At 63.7% G+C, this 21,797-nt stretch carries 15 protein-coding genes; 10 read left to right on the top strand and 5 right to left on the bottom strand.

Translation table 11 applies throughout. The features are described from left to right. Positions 1-93: 93 nt before the first annotated feature. From betT to QYQ98_RS07985, 3 genes are all read left to right on the top strand, one after another. Positions 94-2,343 carry a choline BCCT transporter BetT gene (gene betT, locus QYQ98_RS07995; protein WP_302006337.1) on the top strand — a complete coding sequence of 750 codons (2,250 nt, stop codon included), beginning with the start codon at positions 94-96 and terminating at the stop codon, positions 2,341-2,343. Positions 2,344-2,449: 106 nt separating this feature from the next. Next, positions 2,450-3,934 carry an aldehyde dehydrogenase family protein gene (locus tag QYQ98_RS07990; protein ID WP_302006336.1) on the top strand — a complete coding sequence of 495 codons (1,485 nt, stop codon included), beginning with the start codon at positions 2,450-2,452 and terminating at the stop codon, positions 3,932-3,934. A gap of 35 nt (positions 3,935-3,969) precedes the next feature. Next, positions 3,970-5,529, top strand: coding sequence for a GMC family oxidoreductase (locus QYQ98_RS07985; RefSeq protein ID WP_302006335.1), 1,560 nt, complete (start codon positions 3,970-3,972; stop codon positions 5,527-5,529). 434 nt (positions 5,530-5,963) lie between these two features. On the opposite strand, the gene QYQ98_RS07980 is transcribed toward QYQ98_RS07985, so the two are convergent. Beyond that, entirely contained in the window at positions 5,964-7,025 is a 1,062-nt protein-coding gene (locus QYQ98_RS07980) for a Cj0069 family protein (RefSeq protein WP_302006334.1), read from the bottom strand. A 262-nt stretch (positions 7,026-7,287) separates the two neighbouring features. Between QYQ98_RS07980 and QYQ98_RS07975 the strand changes: the two genes are divergently transcribed. The 7 genes from QYQ98_RS07975 (at position 7,288) to QYQ98_RS07945 (ending at position 14,809) form a co-directional block, all read left to right on the top strand. Further along, a complete protein-coding gene (locus QYQ98_RS07975; RefSeq protein ID WP_302006332.1) occupies positions 7,288-8,160 on the top strand; it encodes a sulfurtransferase in 873 nt (290 codons plus the stop codon). Positions 8,161-8,343: 183 nt separating this feature from the next. Beyond that, the gene (locus QYQ98_RS07970) at positions 8,344-10,146 is read left to right on the top strand and encodes an acetyl/propionyl/methylcrotonyl-CoA carboxylase subunit alpha (protein ID WP_302006331.1); all 1,803 of its coding nucleotides are present in this window, start codon (positions 8,344-8,346) and stop codon (positions 10,144-10,146) included. A 121-nt stretch (positions 10,147-10,267) separates the two neighbouring features. After that, complete coding sequence (locus QYQ98_RS07965; RefSeq protein ID WP_302006330.1) at positions 10,268-10,747, top strand: GNAT family N-acetyltransferase; 480 nt, start codon at positions 10,268-10,270, stop codon at positions 10,745-10,747. A 64-nt stretch (positions 10,748-10,811) separates the two neighbouring features. Then, entirely contained in the window at positions 10,812-12,080 is a 1,269-nt protein-coding gene (locus QYQ98_RS07960; RefSeq protein WP_302006328.1) for an ABC transporter substrate-binding protein, read from the top strand. A gap of 101 nt (positions 12,081-12,181) precedes the next feature. Further along, a complete protein-coding gene (locus QYQ98_RS07955) occupies positions 12,182-13,306 on the top strand; it encodes a carbohydrate ABC transporter permease (protein ID WP_302006327.1) in 1,125 nt (374 codons plus the stop codon). Then, complete coding sequence (locus tag QYQ98_RS07950) at positions 13,303-14,136, top strand: carbohydrate ABC transporter permease (RefSeq protein WP_302006326.1); 834 nt, start codon at positions 13,303-13,305, stop codon at positions 14,134-14,136. The genes QYQ98_RS07955 and QYQ98_RS07950 overlap by 4 nt, the downstream gene beginning before the upstream one ends. 61 nt (positions 14,137-14,197) lie before the next feature. Further along, positions 14,198-14,809: a DUF305 domain-containing protein gene (locus QYQ98_RS07945; RefSeq protein WP_302006325.1), complete on the top strand. Its 612-nt coding sequence runs from the start codon at positions 14,198-14,200 to the stop codon at positions 14,807-14,809. Positions 14,810-14,897: 88 nt separating this feature from the next. Here the strand turns inward: QYQ98_RS07945 and QYQ98_RS07940 are convergent, their stop codons facing one another. From QYQ98_RS07940 to QYQ98_RS07925, 4 genes are all read right to left on the bottom strand, one after another. Next, positions 14,898-18,338, bottom strand: a complete 3,441-nt coding sequence (locus QYQ98_RS07940; protein ID WP_302006324.1) for a pyruvate carboxylase — start codon at positions 18,336-18,338, stop codon at positions 14,898-14,900. Between the two features lie 135 nt (positions 18,339-18,473). Next, positions 18,474-19,880 carry an NAD(P)H-quinone dehydrogenase gene (locus tag QYQ98_RS07935; RefSeq protein ID WP_302006323.1) on the bottom strand — a complete coding sequence of 469 codons (1,407 nt, stop codon included), beginning with the start codon at positions 19,878-19,880 and terminating at the stop codon, positions 18,474-18,476. A 166-nt stretch (positions 19,881-20,046) separates the two neighbouring features. Continuing rightward, positions 20,047-21,231, bottom strand: a complete 1,185-nt coding sequence (locus QYQ98_RS07930) for an amidohydrolase (RefSeq protein ID WP_302006322.1) — start codon at positions 21,229-21,231, stop codon at positions 20,047-20,049. A 115-nt stretch (positions 21,232-21,346) separates the two neighbouring features. After that, entirely contained in the window at positions 21,347-21,733 is a 387-nt protein-coding gene (locus QYQ98_RS07925) for a helix-turn-helix domain-containing protein (protein ID WP_302007736.1), read from the bottom strand. Between the last annotated feature and the right edge of the window lie 64 nt (positions 21,734-21,797).

Here is a 21,797-nt window from a genome sequence, read left to right as displayed (position 1 = left end):
CTCGGCTTCTCGCTAATGTGATGAAGTTGCGTGCACCTACGCGCAGCATTTGATCATTTTTCCGTTTCCTAAATGAATATGTAAGGAGCAACGTTGAGCACCGACGCATCACGCGCTCGCACTTCTGCCCCTGACAGAGCAGTGAAAACGTCAAAGAACTCAAAATCGGACAACGCCTCGGGCCGTGAGGACTTCGCAGCGGAGAGCTTCCACAATGAGGCCCACGAGGAGTTGGACGCGAAAGGCTACGCCCGCGTCAACAAACCGGTCTTCATCGCATCCGGCATTTTGATCGTCGGATTCGTGCTCTGGTCGGCGATCTTCCCTGACCAGGCCGAAACGGTCATCTTCGGCTCCATGGACTGGATCGGCCGCACATTCGGCTGGTACTACGTCCTCACCGCAGCACTCATCGTGGTCTTCGTGCTGTCGGTGGCGCTGAGCAAATTCGGCGACATCCGGCTCGGCCCCGACCACTCGCGTCCACAGTTCAGCCTGTTCACCTGGGCGTCGATGCTGTTCGCCGCCGGCATCGGTGTGGACCTGATGTTCTTCGCCGTCTCCGGCCCGGCCACGAACTTCCTCACTCCCCCAGATAACACACCGCTTTCCGACGAAGCCGCGCGCATGGCGCCAGTCTGGACCATTTTCCACTACGGCATTCCCGGCTGGTCGATGTACGCGCTCATGGGTGTCGCTCTGGGACTCGCCGCCTACCGCTACCACCTACCCCTGTCCATCCGCTCGGCGCTCGCCCCTCTGTTCGGTAAACGCATCAAAGGTGCGGCCGGAGACACCGTCGATGTCGTGGCCACGATCGGCACCATCTTCGGTATCGGCACATCGCTAGGCATCGGCGTGGTCTTCCTCAACTACGGCCTGAGCGCACTGTTCGATATTCCGAACAACATCACTGTCTGGACCGCGCTCATTGTCGTGTCGGTGACGATCGCGACGATTTCGGCCGTCTCAGGCGTCGATAAGGGCATTCGACGTCTGTCGGAACTCAACGTGTTCCTTGCCCTGGGGCTATTGCTCTACATCCTGCTAGCCGGCGATACCGCCCAACTGCTCAAGCAGCTCGTGCAAAACGCCGGCGACTCCATTGCACGTCTGCCCTCGATGCTGTTCGCCACCTTCGGCTACTCCGCCGGCGCCCCGGACTACCCGGCCGACCAATGGCTGCAGGACTGGACCGTCTTCTTCTGGGCCTGGTGGATTGCCTGGGCGCCGTTCGTCGGGCTGTTCCTCACCCGCATCTCCCGCGGACGTACGCTGCGCGAATTCATCATCGGCGTGCTCATCGTCCCGCCGGGATTCATCCTGTTGTTCATCTCTATCTTCTCCAACTCCGCCCTGGCGCACTTCCAGGCGGGCGACGATGCCTTCCTCAATGAAGCAGTGGAGGTCCCAGAATCCGGCTTCTTCAACCTGCTGTCCCAGTACCCGGGCGCAACCTTCCTCATCGGTCTCGCCGTCATCGTCGGCCTGCTGTTCTACGTCACCTCCGCCGATTCCGGTTCTCTGGTGATGGCCAACATGACCTCCTACGCCACCCGCGGCGACACCGACGGCGCACCCTGGCTGCGCATCTTCTGGGCCGTGGTCATCGGTGCGCTGACGCTGGCCATGCTGCTTGTCGACGGCGTGTACACGCTCCAAGCCGCAACCGTCCTCATCGGTTTGCCGTTCTCCGTTGTGATGTACCTGCTCATGGCATCAGTGCTGAAGGTCCTGCGTGCAGAGAAACGCGCTATGAACTCGCATGAACTCACGATGGCTTCACGCTCCATGTCCGGCTCCTCCACCGGTGACGACGGGTGCGACTGGAAGGAACGCCTCGCCCGCCGCGTCTACTTCCCCACACGCGACGACGCCGTTGAGTTCATGGAGAACGTGGCCGGCCCAGCAGTGCGCGAAGTCGCTGCGGAACTCGAGAAACTCGGCACCGAAATCCAGCTCACTGAAAGCGTCAACGAGGAGACTCACCTGCCGTTCATCGACCTGACCATGGGGTTCACCGACCACGACGAGTTCAAATACCAGCTCGTACCGCTGGCTTACGAGGTGCCCAGCTACGCCACCAACGCGGCAGAAGGTCAAGAGTATTTCTATCGCGTCGAAGTGTTCAACGCCCGCGGCACCCGCGGCCACAACGTCATCGGCTACACCCACGATCAGGTGATTCAGGACGTGATCAGCTTCTTCGACCGTCACCTCGTGTACATGGATATGGCCGACGAAGCCAGCGGTCACGTCATCGCCGATTCCTCCGTTCCCGCTCCCACGAAATGGGACGACGCAGGTGCGAATATCGATGTGGCTGAGAACACGGAGAGCTGAATCCGTACATCGGTACCCTCGGTTGGGGAAAGCCCGGCTGCGGGTGACGCTGCCGTGACCAAACAAACTTCCATCTCCACGAATTTTGGAAAGGACCTGTAACTCAATGCCACAGGCGAAGACCTTGTTCATTGACGGTGAGTGGGTGCCGGCCGAAAACGGCGCGACCCGCGAGATTTACTGCCCGGCCGACGGCCGCGAAGTGGGCACGGTTTCCGAGGGCACATCCGGCGACGCCGAGCGCGCTGTCCTGGCCGCCCGCGCCGCCTTCGACAAAGGCGAGTGGCGCAACACTCCCGCTGCCGAGCGCGGCGACTTCCTGATCAAGGTGGGCGACGAGCTTCTGCGCCGAAAGGATGAATTCGCCAACGCTGAGGCATTAGACACCGGCAAACGCCTCGTCGAGGCGGAGGGCGATATGGAAGACATCGCCAACTGCTTCCGCTACTTCGGCAAAGTCGCCGATTCCAACCCGGGCCGGCTTGTCGACGCCGGCGACGACACCGTCATCGACCGCGTCGTCAACGAGCCGATCGGTGTCTGCGGAATGATCACCCCGTGGAACTTCCCGCTACTCCAGGCATCGTGGAAGATCGCACCGGCCATCGCCGCGGGCAACACCTTCGTGATCAAGCCCTCCGAGCTCACCCCGCACACCACCATCAAGATCGTCGAGCTTATGGACGAGCTCGGCCTGCCGAAGGGCGTGGCCAATGTGGTCACCGGCGACGGTGCGAATGTCGGTTCCGTGCTCTCCTCTCACCCGGAGGTGAACCTCGTCTCCTTCACCGGCGGCCTGGAAACCGGCCGCATCATCGCCAAGTCCGCCGCCGAGGGCGTGAAGCAGGTCGCGCTCGAGCTGGGCGGAAAGAACCCGAACGTCATCTTCGCCGACGCTGACTACGACGCGGCGCTGGACAACGCCCTCAACGCCGCGTTCATGGATTCCGGCCTCGTTTGCTCCGCCGGCACCCGCCTGATCATCCACGAGTCCATCGCCGAGCGCTTCGTCGACGACCTCGTCGCCCGCGCCAAGGACATTGTCATGGGCGGCCCCTTCGACGAGAAAGCCGAGACGGGCCCGCTGATTTCCAAGGAGCACCGCGACAAGGTCACCGACTACGTCGAGCGCGGCATCAAAGCCGGCGCCCGCCTGCGCTGCGGCCACGACTGGGGCGGCGAAGAGCACAAGGACGGCTTCTTCTACTCCCCGACCGTCCTGGACCAGTGCTCCAGCGACAACCCGGCCGTGCAAGAAGAAGGTTTCGGCCCCGTTATCACCGTGGAGAGCTTCTCCACCGAGGAAGAAGCCATCGCCACCGCCAACGACACCGAATACGGTTTGGCCGGCGCAGTGTGGACCTCCGACATGGGCACCGCTAACCGCGTTTCCCGCGGCCTGCAGCACGGCACCATCTGGATCAACGACTACCACCCCTACATTCCGCAGGCGGAGTGGGGTGGTTTCAAGATGTCCGGCATCGGCCGCGAGCTCGGCCACACCGGCTTGGAGGAGTACCAGCAGTCCAAGCACATCTACCACAACACCGAGCCCGCAGTGACCGGCTGGTTCCCGAACAAACAGTCCTAAATACCCCTTTTCGACTTTCTCTTTAAGGAGCATTCATGACTATTCGCGATTCCTACGACTACATCGTTATCGGCGGCGGTTCCTCCGGCGCAGCTGTAGCCGCCCGCCTGTCCGAGAACCCCGACGTCACCGTCGCCCTCCTCGAAGCGGGCCCCGACGACCGCGACTACGACGAGGTCCTGTCCCTGAAGCGCTGGCCCGAACTGCTTGAATCCGGACTGGACTGGGACTACCCCATCGAAGAGCAGGAGAACGGCAACTCGTTCATGCGCCACGCCCGCGCGAAGGTGCTCGGCGGCTGTTCCTCCCACAACTCCTGCATCGCCTTCCACACCCCGGCTGAGGACTTGGAGATCTGGGAGAAGCTCGGCGCCAATGACTGGTCCCCGGAGAACATCCTCCCTTTGATCAAGAAGCTGGAGACCAACTCCCGCGAGGGTGACCAGTACGGCCACGACGGCCCGGTCGAAATCATGGACGTCCCGCAGGTCGACCCGGTGGGCACCGCTGTGCTCGACGCGTGCGAGGAAGCAGGGCTGCCGCGCAAAAAGTTCAACACCGGCGAAACCGTCAAGCACGGCGCGGAGTTCTTCCAGATCAACTCCCACGGCGACAACACCCGCGCATCCTCCGCCGTGTCCTACTTACACCCCAACGAGAACCGCGAGAACCTCGACATTCTCACCGGTATGTGGGTCACCCGCATTCTTTTCGACGATGACAACACCGCCACCGGTGTCGAGTACCTCGCCGACGCTTTCAACCGCAAGGCCACCATCAGCGCCAACAAGGAAGTCATCATTTCCGCCGGCGCAATCAACACACCGCAGTTGCTCATGCTCTCCGGCATCGGCCCGCGCGAGCACCTCGAGGAGTTCAACATCGACGTGCGTGTCGACGCCCCCGGTGTCGGATCCAACCTCCAGGACCACCCGGAAGCTGTGATCCAGTTCGAGTCCAAAGTGCCGATGGTGCGCGATTCCACCCAGTGGTGGGAGATCGGCATCTTCACCCAGATCGACGACGACACCGATTTGCCGGACTTGATGATGCACTACGGCTGCACCCCCTTCGACATGCACACCGCACGTCAGGGCTACCCGCAGTCCGACGAAGCTTTCGCACTGACCCCGAATGTTTGCCACGCCCGCTCCCGCGGCACCGTCCGCCTGCGCTCCAACGACTACCGCGACAAGCCCAAGGTCGACCCGCGCTATTTCACCGATGAAGAGGGCTACGACATGCGCATCGCTGTCGAGGGCATCAAGCTGGCCCGCAAGATCGCCAGCCAGCCGGCCCTCAAGGACATTGTCGCCCGCGAGCTCTCCCCCGGCGCGGACGTGCAGACCGACGAGGAGATCGCCGACTACATCTCCAAGACCCACAACACCGTCTACCACCCGGTGGGCACCGTACGCATGGGTTCCGATGACGACGAGATGTCCCCGCTCGACCCGCAGCTGCGTGTCAAGGGCGTCAAGAACCTCCGCGTCGCCGATGCTTCGGTCATGCCGCAGATCGTGGCCATCAATCCGAACATCACCTGCTACGTCATCGGTGAGCGCGCAGCTCAGCTGATCGCCGGCGAGGCGTAACCGCGGCGAATCGGGGGTAGCCGAGGCCGAGGTAGCGAAGCGGGGCCCTTTCGCCCCCCTCGCTCGCTAGAACCCGTTCACCCCACCTTCGGGCCAAATACCTATTCCAGGACACCTATTCACAAGGTCGACGTTTCCCAGCCCAACGGCGTCACCTTGAAGATAGGTATCCAGGAATAGGTATTTGCGTTTTCAGCGGTGTGCGCCAGCCCCGCCAAGCAGTCCATCCGCGCCCGACACGCAGCCACCAACCCAAACGCAGCCACCCCAAAAAAAGCGGCAGCAAAAAGCCCCGGACACTCTGCCCGCTAGATCCGGATGAAATCTGAATCCCTACTCCCCCCACCAGCAATGTGCCGGCTGGGGTTTCAGAAGGCGATTGCAAACAGATCTAGTGAAGGTAGAGCCCGGGGCTTTAGATAAGCGCTTCGCTCTTAGGCGTTCTTCTCCTCGACGCGCTTGATGGCCTCCTCGGCAACCATTTCCTGGATGCCCATGTCCAGCTCGGAGGTGAAGCCAACGCAGGAGCAGTTGATCTCGCCGAGGACGTAGGTGTCCTCGCCGGTCTCGTCGTCATCGGCGAGCATGAAGTCAGCGGTCCAAATCAGCGGGATGTTGTCGCCGCCGAGGTTCTCGGCGATGACCGGGCGGGCCTCGGCGAACATGTCGACGAGCTCCTGCCACTCCTCCGGCTTGTTGTAGGTGTACTTAGCGCCCGAGAACAGGGTCGCGGAGAACGCGTCGCCGCCCTCGGCCGGTTTCTTGTGCACGACGAAGACCGGGTGCGGGCCCACGAGGAGGATGCGGATCTCACCCTCGACGATGCGCGGCATGAAGCGCATATCCACGAGCATGCCGTTGTCGCCGATGATGTACTGGTCGCAGAAGTCCATGAACTCGCCCAGCTCGCGGTCCTCGGTGTGGTTGTCCACAGCCTCGGTGCACTTGAGCTTGGTGTCCAGCGGCAGAGCGGTGCCCGGCTCGACGGACTCGGCGAGGGACTCGTCAGCGAGACGGACACGCCAGATGCCGGAGCCGGTGGAGCCGCGGTTCTGCTTCAGCACGCGCTCACCGTAGGACAGGGAGGTCGGGAACGTCTCGTGGAAGGACTCGACGTCGTAGTAGGCAGCGGTGTCTTCCGGCACCAGGTCGGTCTTGTTCAGCTTGACCAGGGCGTCCTTGGCACCGTAGGAAACCATTTCTTCCGGGGTGGACATGCCCACAAGGCCTGCCTCGGAGAGGCGGGTGAGCAGGTCGAAGTAACCCTTCTCGCCGCCCGGGATGTTGCCCGGGTTCACGCGGGAGATGTACGCATCGAAGTTCTCGGAGACGTACTTAAAGATGTCCTCGGACCACTCCGGGCGGAAGTACACGACCTCGGAGTTCCAGCCCTTCTCCTTGATGGCGTTGACGATGGGCATAGTGTCCTTGCGGTGGCCGTCGAAGGACTTGTCGGAACCGCCTTCAACCTCGAAGACGACGATTGCCTTGTGCACGATGAAATCCCCTTCAGATAAGTGCTTTCAATGCGAGAGGAACAGTCTCCCTTTCCCGGGAGTTCCCCCCTTGAGATTAGGGTGTTTTTCACTGCCACGCCGGGCGAGTGAAATGGATAGTAACTAAGCTCACAGCCGCGAAACCTCACATTTTGGTTCACGACCCCCGGGGGTTCACAGGTAGGGTTGGCAGTGGCTGGAGGCACGGACTGTGCGGCCTCTTTCTGTCCGTTTTGTCCACCCCGCACGCGGAGGTTTATCCATGGGAATTCCCGCAGATCCGTTCCCGCAATTCCAGGACTTCGCGCACCCGGAGAAATTCGTCTCCGCCTCCTGGCTGTCGGCTCGTCTGGGAGTGGACGGCCTGCGGGTGGTCGAGTCCGACGAGGATGCCTTCCTCTACGACATCGGCCACATTCCCGGTGCGGTGCGCATCGACTGGCACAAGGACCTCAACGACGAGGTGGTGCGCGATTTCATCGACGGTGAAGCGTTCGCCGAGCTGATGAACGCCCGGGGCATCGGCCGCGAAGACACGGTGGTCATTTACGGCGACCACAACAACTGGTGGGCTGCGTACACCGCGTGGGTCTTCGAACTGTTCGGCCACCCCGACGTGCGCATTTTGGACGGCGGCCGCGACGCATGGATGGGCGAGGAGCGCGACACGTCCTTCGCCGTGCCGGAGTACCCGCCGCAGGACTACCCGGTTGTCGAGCGCATGGATAAGCCGTGGCGCACGTTCGTCGACGAGGTCCGCGACCGCGACGCTGGCAGCATGCTTATCGACGTCCGCGGCCCCGAATACTACGCCGGCTCCGAGACCGAGCTGGAGCAGGACCGAACCCGCGTTTTCCCTGTTCTGCGCCACGGCCACATTCCGGGTGCGGTGAACCACCCGTGGGGTGATGCCGTCCACCCGAACGGACGAGTCAAGGATTATAAAGCGATCGCCGCCGCGTACGCGGGCATTCCCGCGAATGCCCCGGTGATCACGTACTCCGGCAACGGCCAATCCGCGGCGCACACCTGGTTCATCCTCCGGCACGTGCTCGGCCACGAGAACGTTTCCCTGTACGACGGCTCGTGGTACGAGTGGGGAAACATGGTGCGCATGCCGATCGATAAGAGCTAAGGAGGCTTTGCCGGTACAACGGATAACGGTCGGTGGAAGCTCAACCAGCTTCCTTCCGCTTTTGCCCGCGGCAGTGTTCGACGGTGTTTCGCACTGCCGCGGGCCTGGCGTGCTCTACCCTGGTGTGAGCATGTGGCCGTTGCGGTGCGCGCGGCAATTCCTCTGTAAATCAGGCTGTTTAGATTGTCCACCGAGCAGGAAGCGTTGTTGGAAGTGACCTCAACTTTGACTATTTCCAAAGTCCTCATTGCTAATCGCGGCGAGATCGCCGTGCGCGTCATCCGCGCCGCGAAGGACGCTGGCATCGCGTCAGTGGCGGTCTACGCTGAGCCGGACACGGACAGTCCGTTTGTTGAGCTCGCCGACGAGGCATTCGCCCTGGGCGGTAATACGGCCGCGGATTCTTACCTGAGCTTCGACAAGATCATCGAAGCCGCGAAGGCCTCCGGCGCGGACGCGATCCACCCCGGCTACGGTTTTCTGTCAGAGAACGCCGACTTCGCCCAACGCGTTATCGACGAAGGCTTGACCTGGATCGGCCCGTCGCCCGACGCCATCGCCCGGTTAGGCGACAAGGTTGAGGCGCGCCGCATCGCGGAGAAAGTCTCCGCCCCGATGGCACCGGGAACGAAGGAGCCGGTAAACAGTGCGGACGAGGTCGTCGCATTCGCCGAGGAGCACGGCCTGCCGGTGGCTATCAAGGCCGCATACGGCGGTGGCGGCCGCGGCATGAAGGTCGCCCACACCATGGACGAGATTCCGGAGCTGTTCGATTCGGCGACACGCGAGGCCGTCACCTCCTTCGGCCGCGGCGAATGCTTTGTGGAGCGCTACCTCGACCGCGCCCGCCACGTGGAAGCGCAGGTGCTTGCCGACGCCCACGGCCACGCCATCGTCGCCGGAACCCGTGACTGCACCCTGCAGCGCCGCTTCCAGAAACTGGTGGAGGAAGCTCCAGCCCCGTTCTTGACCGACGCGCAGCGCGAGGCCATCCACTCCTCGGCCAAGGCGATCGTGAAGGAAGCCGGTTACCAAGGTGCCGGTACCGTAGAGTACCTGGTCAGCCCGGCCGACGAACAGCACCCGGAAGGCATCATCTCCTTCCTCGAGGTGAACACCCGCCTGCAGGTGGAACACCCGGTCACCGAGGAAACAGCAGGCATCGACCTGGTGCGCGAGCAATTCCGCATCGCCTCGGGCCTGCCGCTGCGGCTGAGCACCGACCCCACCCCGCGCGGCCACGCCATCGAGTTCCGCATCAACGGCGAAGACCCCGGCATGAACTTTATGCCGGCCCCGGGCACCATCACCCGCTACGTCGAGCCCTCCGGCACCGGTGTCCGCGTGGATAGTGGTGTGCGCGCAGGCAACGTCATCGGCGGCCAATTCGACTCCATGCTGGCCAAGCTCATCGTCACGGGCGAGACCCGCGCCGAAGCCATCCAGCGCGCCCGCCGCGCCCTCGACGAATACGTCGTCGACGGTCTGCCCACCGTCATCCCGTTCCACCAGGCAGTGCTGAAAGACCCGGCATTCGTGGGCGACGAGAACGGCTTCCGCGTCTACACCCGCTGGATCGAAGAAGAATTCACCGCCGACATTCCCGCGTACCAGGACAACGACGAGGAAGGCGACGAGCCAACCGCTAACCGCACCTACGCGGTGGAGATCGACGGCCGCCGCATCGAAGTCGCCCTCCCCGCCTCCCTGGTGATCGGGAACGGAGCGAAGCGGAAGTCCAAGAAGCGCCGCTCCGCCGGTGCCGCCCTGTCCGGAGATGCGGTGCCCGCACCGATGCAGGGCACGGTGGTGAAGGTCAATGTCTCGGAAGGGGACGCCGTGAGCGAGGGCGACATCCTCCTGGTCCTCGAAGCGATGAAGATGGAGAACCCCGTCAAGGCCCACAAGGCTGGCACGGTGAAGGGGCTCGCCGTTGAGCAAGGCGAACAGGTGAACAAGACTGCCGTGCTCCTGGAGATCCGTTAGCACTCTCCGTTTCGCCCGCCCTGCGCGGGTAGCTGAGTACCCGGGATGGCGCCCCGCGTGCGCGTGTGAGGTTCCTATCACCCCCGTCTATCAGTTGTGCTTTGCGTTACGATCCTTAGGTATGGAATTCAATCTGAAGCCTGCCACCGAATCGGACCGCACCTACATCCGCCGTCTGCACTACTTGGCGGATGTGTTCGGGGACGAGTCCAAGCCGCTTGGCTGCGGCCGAGACAAGGTCAAGGCCTTCGTCGATGACTGGTCTCCGAACGACGACGGCGGCTGGATCGCCCATGACCAGGATCAAACTCCGGCTGGCGGCATCTGGCTACGCTACTGGGAAGAAGGCGACACCACCAGTGCGGCCAACATGGGCCCGGATGTGCCTGAGCTGGTCCTCGCCGTGGAGGAGCGCTCCCACGGCTACGGTCTTAGCGCAGTGTTGTTGCACTCCGTCTGTGAGCTGGCAATCGACCAGGGCGCGAAGCGCATCGCTCTAGAGGTCATGCCCGATAACAAACGCGCACGCCACGTGTATGAGAAATTCGGATTCGTCCCCACCGCGGAGAACCCGAATGTTATGTACCGCGAATTGGCATAAACGCCTGACGTAAGTAGCTCGATATTTTCTGCCGTGACCACCTCCAAATCTGAAAGGCCGATGCATGAAACTTCACGCAAAGACCGGTGCTGCCCTGTGCGTCATCGCCCTGTCTTCCGCCGCTCTGGCAGCGTGCTCCAGCGACACCGCTGACACCTCCAACAACTCCGCTGACAAGGACAGCGCAGCGTCTTCCGAGTCCAGCGGCGGCGAGCGCGGCCCCATCACCTTCGCCATGGGCCGCAACGACACCGACAAGCTGACCCCGATCATTGAAGCGTGGAATAAGGAGCACCCGGACGAAGAAGTCACTCTGAAGGAGCTCGCCGGCGAGGCCGACGACCAGCGCGACACCCTCGTGCAGTCGCTCCAGGCCGGCAATGCCGACTACGACGTGATGGCACTTGACGTTGTGTGGACCGCCGACTTCGCCGCAAACCAGTGGCTGGAGCCGCTCGAGGGCGACTACGCAGTGGACACCTCCAAGCTGCTGCAGTCCACCGTGGACTCCGCCACCTACAACGGCACGCTGTACGCTCTCCCGCAGAACACCAACGGCCAGCTGCTGTTCCGCAACGTGGACCAGGTCCCGTCTAGGCCGGATACCTTCGCCGACATTAGGTCCGCGTGCGAGGCTGTCGAGGGTGATTGCCTGACCACCCAGCTCAAGCAGTACGAGGGCCTGACAGTGAACACCCTCGGCTTCATCAACGGCTGGGGCGGCTCCGTCATCGACGACAAGGGCGAGCCGACGGTCGAATCCGCTGAGGCGAAGGCCGGCTTGCAGGCACTGGTGGACGCATACGCCGACGGCACCATCGCCAAGGGCTCCACCGCCGCGACCGAGGAGGAGACCAACATGGCCTTCACCGAGGGAAACACCGCTTTTGCCATCAACTGGCCGTACATGTACTCCAACGCCGTGGAGAAGGGCCTGAACTTCGAGGTTCAGCCGCTCGTCGGCGAGAAGGGCGTGGGCGTGTCCACCCTCGGCGGCTACAACAACGGCATCAACGTCAACTCCAAGCACAAGGCGACCGCGAAGGACTTCATCGAATTCATCGTCAGCGAAGAGAACCAGCTCTCCTTCGCCAAGGCATCCTTCCCGCCGGTGCTGGCCTCCACCTATGACAACGTCGAGCTGATCAAGGAGCAGCCGTACCTGCCGGCACTGAAGGAGTCCCTCGAGAACGCTCAGCCGCGTCCGGTCTCCCCGTTCTACCCGGCGATCTCCAAGGCCGTTCAGGATAACGCGTATGCAGCGCTGACCTCCGGCAAAAACGTGGATGACGCCACGAAGGACATGGCTGCCGCCATCAAGCTGGCGCAGTAAACACCCTCATGGCATACGGCCCACCCTGACACGGGCCAGCCACCCCCACATGGCCGCAACGGTAAGATCCGTTTGCGGCCCTGTGCTTTTAAGGAGAGTTCATGAGTAACGTCGTTAAGCGTCGCGGATCTGCGGGAACAGAGCCGAAGAAGTCGCGCTCGCGCAGCGACGCGGGGAAGGCGTACGCCCTTGTCGCCCCTGCGCTCGTCGTGCTGGCGATTGTCATCGGGTACCCCATCGTGCGCGCAATTTGGCTATCGTTCCAGGCGAACCGCCATCTCGACCCTACGACCGGTGTCTTCGTTGACGGCGGATTCGCTGGGCTGGATAACTACCTGTACTGGATTCAGAACCGGTGCATGAGCCCATCGGGGACGGTGGGCCCCTGCCCGCCCGGCGTGCTGGCGACGGACTTCTGGCCGGCGCTGGGCATCACCCTCTTCTTCACTGTGGTGACCGTGGCGCTGGAGGCCGCCCTGGGCATGGTAATGGCGTTGATCATGAACCACCCCTCCCGCGTCCGCTCCCTTATCCGCGCTGCCGTGCTCATCCCGTGGGCGATTCCCACTGCGGTGACCGCGAAGCTGTGGCAGTTCATGTTCGCCCCCAACGGCATCGTGAACTCGCTTCTCGGGCAGAGCATCGCGTGGACGACTGACCCTTGGGCGGCGCGCACCGCCGTCATCATCGCAGATGTGTGGAAGACGACGCCGTTCGTGGCGCTCCTCATTCTCGCCGGTCTGCAGATGATCCCGAAGGACGTCTACGAGGCCGCGCGCGTGGACGGCGCCTCTGCATGGCAGACTTTCACCCGGATCACCCTTCCCCTGGTCCGGCCCACGCTCATGGTGGCCATCTTGTTCCGCACCCTCGACGCCCTGCGCATGTACGACCTGCCCGTGATCATGATCTCCGGGTCCTCCAACTCCCCCACCGCCACGATCTCGCAGCTTGTGGTGGAGGACATGAGGCAGAACAACTTCAATTCCGCCTCCGCATTGTCCACCCTGATCTTCCTGCTCATTTTCACCGTGGCATTCATAATGGTCCGGTTCGGCGGTGCCGATGTCGGCGGGGAGCAGACACAGCGGAGAAGAGAGAGGCGCGCTGAGAAGCGGCGGGCGAAAAAACAGAAGGCCACAGGCGAAACGGGAGACGGCGAACCCGGTGGCGCGATCACCGCAGTGAATGCGGGCACCGCCGCGAAAACGGAGGCAACACGATGAAGAAGACGCTAGGAAACATCGGCCACATCCTCGGCGTCCTGTTCATTCTGGTGTGGGGGCTCGCGCCGTTCTACTGGATGCTCGTGACCGCCCTGCGCGACAAGAAGCACACCTTCGACACAACGCCGTGGCCCACCCACGTCACGCTGGAAAACTTCCGCGATGCGCTGGCGACGGACAAGGGCAACGACTTCCTCGGGGCGATCGGCAACTCGCTGCTCATCTCGCTTGTCACCACCCTGCTCGCTGTGGTCGTGGGCGTTTTCACCGGCTACGCCCTGGCCCGCTTGGATTTCCGGGGCAAAGGCGTTGTCACCGGGATCATTCTCGCCGCCTCCATGTTCCCCGGCATCGCACTAGTCACTCCGTTGTTCCAGCTGTTCGGCGACCTAGGCTGGATTGGCACCTACCGCGCCATGATCATCCCCAACATCTCGTTCGCGCTGCCGCTGACGGTGTACACGCTCATCTCGTTCTTGCGCCAGCTGCCGTGGGAGCTCGAGGAAGCAGCGCGTGTCGACGGCGCCACCCGCGGCCAAGCCTTCCGCAAAGTGCTGCTCCCCCTCGCCGCGCCCGGCATCTTCACCACGGCGATCATCGCGTTCATTGCCACCTGGAACGAGTTCATGCTCGCCCGCCAGCTGTCCACCAACGCGACTGAACCGGTGACGGTGGCCATCGCCCGGTTCTCGGGTCCGAGCGCTTTCGAGTACCCCTATGCGGCGATCATGGCCGCCGGCTCGCTGGTGACCGTCCCACTCATTCTCATGGTTCTAGTGTTCCAGCGCCGCATTGTCTCCGGCCTCACCGCCGGCGGCGTGAAGGGCTAGGCGCGGCACCGGAACCGGAGAAACCGCTAAGATCAACCTTCAGTACTGAAAGGTAATTCCAATGGCAGATCAATACCTAGAGAACCCGGACGACGATGCGCTCGAGGCAAGGCCAAACAGGAAACCACTCATGGTGGGAATCGCCATCATCGCCGCGCTCGTGCTGGCGGCCAGCGTGCTGGCACCCACGCTGCGTTCGGCCTTCGGCCCGGCGGAGGACGCGCACAACGAGGTGGACGTCCACTTCATCGGAATGATGGTGCCCCACCATGAACAAGCAATCGAAATGTCGGACGTTCTCTTGAGCTCCGATGTGGATGATGCGCAGGTGCGCGACTTGGCGCAGCGCATCAAGGAGGGCCAGGAGCGGGAAAACGAGCAGATGCGGGCGTGGGCTGATGAGTGGGGAATTCAAAAGGACATGGACTTCCACTCGAACCACATTGCAAACGGGATGTTCCAGCCGGACGAGTTGGAAGAATTCGCTTCCTTGGAAGGCGACCAATTGCGCACCACGTTCTTGGAAATGATGCACTACCACCACAAGCAAGTCATCGAGATGACGCAGGGTGAAATCCAGAACGGAGCCTACGCCCCGTTGCGCGAAATGGCGCAGGAAATGGTCGACGTCCAGACTGCAGAGATGTCCGAAATGGAAGACTTGTTGCGGTAGACACCGGCGACAAACGAAAGCCGCTAGGTACTGCCCCCATAGTGAGGAGCGAAACTAACGGCTTCAGTTCGCGCTGGGCGGGCCGGCGCTAGCGGATCACAGCGACGAGGTCGCCGCCCTCCACCTTGGTGGCCTGGGTGAACGCGATGCGCTCAACCACGCCGTCCTTCGGCGCGGAGATGGAGGCTTCCATCTTCATCGCCTCGATGGACGCGATCGGATCGCCTGCGGAGACCGTGTCGCCCTCCTTGGCTGTCACGGTGACCACGCCGGCGAACGGGGCGGCGACGTGGTTCGGGTTGCCGGAGTCGGCCTTCTCCACCTCGGCGACGGTGGACTCGGCGTTCTCGTCGCGGACGGTGACCGGGCGGATCTGGCCGTTGACGTTGATGATCACGCGGCGCATGCCCTTCTCGTCCGGCTCACCCACCGCATCCAGGCGCACGACCAGCGGAGTCTGCTGCTCCTCCAAGTCGCCGTACCAGACCATTGTCTCCTCGCCTTCTCTGAGGCCGTAGAAGAAGGTCTTGTCCGCCAGCTGGTCGGTGAAGCCGTACGTGCGGCGGTGCTCCAGGAACTCCGCGTACTGCTTCGGGAACAGCAGCTTATCCAGGCTGGCGCGGCGCACCTTGTGGTTCTCTGAGCCGAGTCCCTCAGCCAAGTCCTCGGGCACTTCGGTCAGCTGCGGGGTCTCCTTGCGCCCACCGAGAGCACGGTCGCGCAGCTCCGGCCAGCCGCCCGGAGGCGTGCCCAGCTCGCCGCGGAGGAAGCCGATGACGGAATCCGGGATATCGAATCTCTGCGGGTCCGCGGCGAAGTCCGCCGGGTCCACTCCTGCACCGACGAGGTGCAGGGCCAAGTCGCCAACCACCTTGGAGGACGGAGTGACCTTGGTCGGGCGGCCAAGCATCTCGTTCACAGCGGCGTAGTAGTCCTCAATGAGCTCGAAGCGGTCGCCCAGGCCCAGCGCCACTGCCTGCGTGCGCAGGTTGGACAGCTGGCCGCCCGGGATCTCGTGGCGGTACACGCGGCCGGTCGGACCCGGGATGCCGGACTCGAACGGGGCGTAGAGCTGGCGCACGCCCTCCCAATACGGCTCGAGGCTGCTCACGGCCTCAAGCGACAGGCCGGTGTCGCGCTCGGTGTCGGCGAAGGCCGCCACCAGCGCAGACATCGACGGCTGCGAGGTGGTGCCTGCCAGCGGCGCGGACGCCACATCCACCGCGTCGGCGCCTGCGTTGGCGGCCGCCAGGTAGGTGGCCAGCTGGCCTCCCGCGGTGTCGTGGGTGTGCACGTGCACCGGCAGGTCGAAGCGTTCGCGCAGCGCAGTCACCAGCTTGGCGGCCGCGGCCGGGCGCATCAGGCCGGCCATGTCCTTGATGGCCAAGACGTGGGCACCGGTCTCCACGATCTCATCCGCCAAGCGCAGGTAGTAGTCCAGGGTGTACAGGTCCTCCGCCGGGTCCATCAGGTTGCCCGAGTACGCCATGGCGACCTCGGCCACGGCAGTCTGGGTCTCCAGAACGGCGTCGATGGCGGGGCGCATCTGGGAGACGTCGTTAAGCGCGTCGAAGATGCGGAAGATGTCCACGCCGGTCGATGCCGCTTCCTTCACAAATGCCTTGGTCACGGATTCCGGGTACGGCGTGTACCCGACGGTGTTGCGCCCGCGCAGGAGCATCTGGATGTTCATGTTCGGCATCGCGTCGCGCAGCTCCTCCAAGCGCGTCCACGGCGATTCGTGGAGGAAGCGCATGGCCACGTCGTACGTTGCGCCGCCCCACGCCTCGACGGAGACGAGGTCCGGCGTGAGGTGGCCGACGTGCTTGGCGGCGGCAACGAGCGTGTTCGTGCGCACGCGGGTGGCCAGCAGCGACTGGTGCGCGTCGCGGAAGGAGGTGTCGGTCACGCCGAGGGCCTTCTGCTCGCGGAGGTTGGCCGCCCACTTCTCGGGCCCGAATTCCAGCAGATCGTCACGGGAACCGCGCGGCGTGGACTCGTAGTTGAGTTCCGGCAGCTTCTCACTCGGACGGATATTCGTCGGGCGCGGGCCGTTCGGCTGGTTCACCGTCACCCACGCAAGGTACTCCAGAATGCGGCCGGCCTCGTCGGGTGCGGCGGGAGCCTCGAGCAGCAGCGGGTGGTCCGCGATGAAGCTGGTGGAAATGCGCTTGGTCTGGAAGTCCGGCTCGCTCAGCAGGGCGCGCAGGAAGCCGATGTTGGTGGACACGCCGTTGACGGAGAATTCGTTGAGCGCGCGGCGGGCACGTGCCACCGCCGTCTCGAAGTCCTTGCCGCGGCAGGTCATCTTGACCAGCAGCGAGTCGAAGTTCGGGGTGATCTCGGAGCCGACGGAGATGTTGCCGTCCAGGCGCACGCCTGCGCCGCCCGGGGAGCGGTAGCCGGTGATCACGCCGGAATCCGGGCGGAAGCCGTTGTTCGGGTCCTCGGTGGTGATGCGGCATTGCAGCGCCGCGCCGGTCAGCGCAACCTCGTCCTGGCGCAGACCCAGCTGCTCCAGGGAAGCGCCGGCGGCGATGTGCATCTGCGATTTCACGATGTCCACACCGGTCACTTCCTCAGTCACCGTGTGCTCGACCTGCACGCGCGGGTTCATCTCGATGAACACGTGGTTGCCGTTCTCGTCCACCAAAAACTCCACGGTGCCGGCACCACGGTAGTTGATGTGGCGGCAGAAGTTCACTGCGTCGTTGCAGATTCGCTCGCGCTGCTCGTCGGTGATGTGCTGCGCCGGGGCGATCTCCACGACCTTCTGGTGGCGGCGCTGCACGGAGCAGTCGCGCTCGAAGAGGTGGATCACGTCGCCGGTGGAATCGCCGAGGATCTGCACTTCGATGTGCTGCGGGTTGATCACGGCCTGCTCGAGGTACACATTCGCATCGCCGAACGCCGCTTCAGCCTCGCGGGATGCTTCCGCAGCCAGCGTCGCCAGGTTTTCTCGCTTATCGACGAAGCGCATCCCCCTTCCGCCGCCGCCCGACACAGCCTTGACGAACACCGGGAACTGGAAATCGTCGGCCCAGCCGACCAGTTGGTCGATGTCTGTGGTGGCCTCGGAGTCTTTGAGCACCGGCAGCCCGGCCTCTTCGGCGGCGCGGACCGCGGCGGCCTTGTCACCGGTCAGGTCGAGCGTCTCGGCAGTCGGGCCGATGAAGGTGATGCCGCGCTCTTTGCAGGCACGGGCCAGATCAGCGCGCTCCGACAGGAAGCCGTAGCCCGGGTAGACCGCGTCTGCCCCGGTCTTTTCAGCCGCGCGCATGATCTCGTCGATGGACAGGTACGCACGGACCGGCTGCCCCTCTTCCCCGATCTGCACTGCCTCGTCGGCGAACGGGCGGTGGAAGGAGTGACGGTCTTCGCGCGGGTACACGGCGACCGTCTTGGCCCCCGTCTCAAACGCGGCGCGGAAAGCACGGACTGCGATTTCGCCGCGGTTGGCCACCAAAATCTTCTTGAAGGTGGGCAGGTTTGCTGTGTCGGTGCCTGCCTGGCGGTCGGGACCGGTCATGAAAGGTCTCCCCTAGATCAGAAATAACTATTGGCATAACTGATCATAGGGTCTGTTTTATCCGCGAGCCCCGGCAGGTTGTGAAGATCACCTTTGCGCCCGGGGCCCGGATAAGTCCGCTGGTTAAGAGCCTGGCTAGTTCAGGTCCGTCTTGTGCACGAGACGGCGGGCGGCCTCGGTGATGGAGCCGGACAGCGACGGGTAGACCGCCATGGAGTTCGCGAGGTCTTCCACCGTGAGGTTATTGGTCACGGCGATGGTCAACGACAAAATCAGCTCGGATGCAGTCGGGGCGACGATCACGCCGCCGAGCACCTGGCCGGAACCTTTGCGGGAGAAGATCTTCACAAAACCAGTGGTCAACGAACGCATCTTCGCGCGCGGGTTGGTAGCCAGGTCGAGTTTGATGATGTCCGCGTCGTACTCGCCGTTGTGGATCTGGGCCTCGGTGATGCCCACCGCGGCGATTTCCGGGCGCGTGAACACCGCGTTGCCGACGGTGCGGATACGCAGCGGCTCCACTCCCTCCCCGAGTGCGTGGTACATGGCGATGCGCCCCTGCATCGCGGCCACGGACGCCAGCGGCATGAGGTCCGAACAGTCGCCGGCGGCGTAGATGCCTGCGACATTGGTGCGGGACACGCGGTCGACGTGGATGTGACCCGACGGGGTGACATCCACCCCCTGGGATTCGAGCTGCAGGTCCTTCGTGTTGGGAATGGAACCAATGGACATGAGACAGTGGGAACCGGTGATCTCGCGGCCGTCGCTGGTTCGGACAATCACACCGTCGCCAGTGTTCTCCACACTGTCCACGCGAGCGTCCTTCACCAGCGTCACGTCACGGTTGGACAGGACGTGCTCGAGCACGTCGGCGGCATCCGCATCGTCGTGCGGGAGGATGCGGTCGGAGGATCCCACCATGGTCACCTTCACACCCAGCTCCGCATACGCCGACACGAACTCCGCACCGGTCACACCTGAACCGACCACGACGAGGTGCTCCGGCATCTCGATCAGGTCGTACATCTGCTGCCAGTTCAGGATCCGGCGGCCGTCCGGCTTCGCCTTCGGAAGGACGCGCGGGGATGCGCCGGTGGATATCAGGACCATGTCGCAGTCGATGGTCTCCACGGTGCCGTCGTTAAGCTGCACCTCGACGCGGTGCGTGGTGTGGCCCTCCTGCTTGGCGGCGAAGCGGCCGCGGCCGTTGATCAGGCGGACACCCGCGCGCTCGACCTGGGCGCGAATGTCGCGCGACTGCTCCGAAGCGAGCGCAACGACGCGGTTGTTCAGCGCCGGAACCGACAAATTCACGTCGCCGAGGCCGTGCTTGAGGCCCATCGCGTCCGCACGGCGGAGGTCAGTCTTGATGTTCGTGCCTGCGATGAAGCCCTTGGACGGCACGACATCGCGCAAAATGCCTGAGCCGCCGACTCCGAGGTCTTCAACCAACGTGATGTCCGCGCCGTAAGAACTGCCCACGAGTGCTGCCTCGTAGCCGCCCGGGCCGCCGCCGATGATCACGATCTTTTTGGACACGCGTGTCTCCTTTGCGCTTCGCGTCTGCTCTTTTACCGTTGTTTCCGGTAATTCCGGGTTACCGGGTGTCCACTGTAGCCGTCGGCCACCTGCGTCGCCGACCGGGAGGCGGTCCAAGAGTGCGAGAGCGCTGGAGTTATCGCGCGAACGGGCCCACGCGAGCACCCTAGAGCGTCGAGGTGTCCACCAGACCGCCGTCGTAGCGCTCGACGACAGAACCGAACAGGCGCACACCGACGTCGATGCAGCGCTCGTCCACGACGATGTCGCCGCGGTGCAGGTCGAATTTCGGGCCCGAGCCCTGCCAGCAGCCGAGGCGCGCCATGGATCCGGGGACGTGCTCGAGGTACCACGAGAAGTCCTCGCCGCCGCTGGACTGCGGCGCCTGCACCACCGCGTGCGGGTCGACGGATTGGGCGGCACCGGCCAGAGCGGCGGTGGCCACGTCGTCGTTCATCACGGGCGGGACACCCCGGGTGTACGACAGTTCGTACTCGCAGCCGGTGGGGGCCACGACTGCGTCGATAAGCTCGCGCATGAGCGGCTCCAACGTGCGCCACGTTCCGATGTCCTGGGTGCGGATCGTTCCCGAAATGCGCCCGGTCTTGGGCACAGCGTTCGCCGCGAACCCGGCCTCGATCTGGCCGAAGACTAAGACGGTGCCGGTGCGCGGGTCGACCCGGCGCGAGAGCAGCCCCGGCAGCTGTGTGACAAGGCTGCCCAGGGTGTACACCACGTCGGAGGTGAGATGCGGTCGGGATGTGTGGCCGCCGGGGCCGGTGACATCGATGCGCAGGACATCTGCGGCGGAGGTGATGGCGCCTGTGCGCACACCGATCTGGCCGACGCGCAATTTCGGCTCCGCGTGGACCGCATAAATGCAGGACACGCCCTGCAAGCCGCCCCACTCGATGACATCGCGGGCGCCGCCGTCCATCACTTCCTCGGCCGGCTGGAAAATGATGCGCACGCCGAACGGCAGATCGACCTCGGCCAGCGCGCACGCCAGCGCCAGGCAGATCGTGGTGTGGATGTCGTGGCCGCACGAGTGGGAAATGCCTGGCGTGCGGGAAGCGAACGGCAAGCCGGAGACTTCCTCGACCCGCAGTGCGTCGATGTCCGCGCGGAAGCCCAAGCGTTCGTCGTCCTCGGGGCCGAGGTCCACATACAAGCCCGTCTCCGGAAACATGTGCGGCTCCAGACCGTGCTCAGTGAGCACACCCGCGATGAACTGGGTCGTGTCAATCTCGTTGTGGGACAGCTCCGGGTGCGAGTGCAGGTGCCGGCGCCAACCAATGACCTGTTCGCGGTGCGCCGTTAACCATGCGTCCACCTGAGCAGCTAATCCCACTGTGCACACTCCTATTCGCTTCGACGATCCTGTTATGCGTGGAAGTGTACAACTAGACAAAGCTGTACAGACAGTCGGGGCTGCGCAGCGCTCCCGATGGCCTACTGGTTCTGCGCTACCGGCTCCGCGAGAATGGTTGAGTGTCCTCCGGGCGCGCCGGCCACGACACGGAGGTGTTCAAAACGCCCGTCGTGTCCCCCACTGCGCGCTCGATTGTCTCCCAGCAAACGCCACCGACCTCTTCCCCGGCGGCCGGAAGCAGCACCGCCGGCGGCACGCGCAAGGCATACGACAAGCGGTAAATGGTGCTCATCGTCGGATCCGAAGACCCTTCCGAGCTGGAATGATTGCGCTCCAGATTAGACACGAGGCTACGAGACAGCCCTGCTAGTTCCGCCAGCCTGACCTGGCTAATCCCTCGCATTTCCCGCAGCGACCGCAGCCGCGCGGACAAGCTGTACCCGAAACTCGCCCAGTGGCTCGACGGCAAAATTTCGTCCACTCCCGATCCCCCCTGATTTTTTAAGTTTTCCCCGTAACCCGGAGAATAGCCGAGGGATCGGAAG

The organism is Corynebacterium sp. P3-F1, from assembly GCF_030503635.1.
GTDB lineage: Bacteria > Actinomycetota > Actinomycetes > Mycobacteriales > Mycobacteriaceae > Corynebacterium.
The sequence above is the reverse complement of the archived record's forward strand: the minus strand, read 5'-3'. Positions and strand labels throughout refer to the sequence as shown.

Coding starts and splice junctions, on each gene's coding strand:
- QYQ98_RS07975 (WP_302006332.1), top strand. CDS start 7,288: ATGGGAATTCCCGCAGATCCGTTCCCGCAATTCCAGGACTTCGCGCAC.
- QYQ98_RS07950 (WP_302006326.1), top strand. CDS start 13,303: ATGAAGAAGACGCTAGGAAACATCGGCCACATCCTCGGCGTCCTGTTC.
- QYQ98_RS07955 (WP_302006327.1), top strand. CDS start 12,182: ATGAGTAACGTCGTTAAGCGTCGCGGATCTGCGGGAACAGAGCCGAAG.
- QYQ98_RS07945 (WP_302006325.1), top strand. CDS start 14,198: ATGGCAGATCAATACCTAGAGAACCCGGACGACGATGCGCTCGAGGCA.
- QYQ98_RS07990 (WP_302006336.1), top strand. CDS start 2,450: ATGCCACAGGCGAAGACCTTGTTCATTGACGGTGAGTGGGTGCCGGCC.
- QYQ98_RS07965 (WP_302006330.1), top strand. CDS start 10,268: ATGGAATTCAATCTGAAGCCTGCCACCGAATCGGACCGCACCTACATC.
- QYQ98_RS07940 (WP_302006324.1), bottom strand. CDS start 18,338: ATGACCGGTCCCGACCGCCAGGCAGGCACCGACACAGCAAACCTGCCC.
- QYQ98_RS07960 (WP_302006328.1), top strand. CDS start 10,812: ATGAAACTTCACGCAAAGACCGGTGCTGCCCTGTGCGTCATCGCCCTG.
- QYQ98_RS07985 (WP_302006335.1), top strand. CDS start 3,970: ATGACTATTCGCGATTCCTACGACTACATCGTTATCGGCGGCGGTTCC.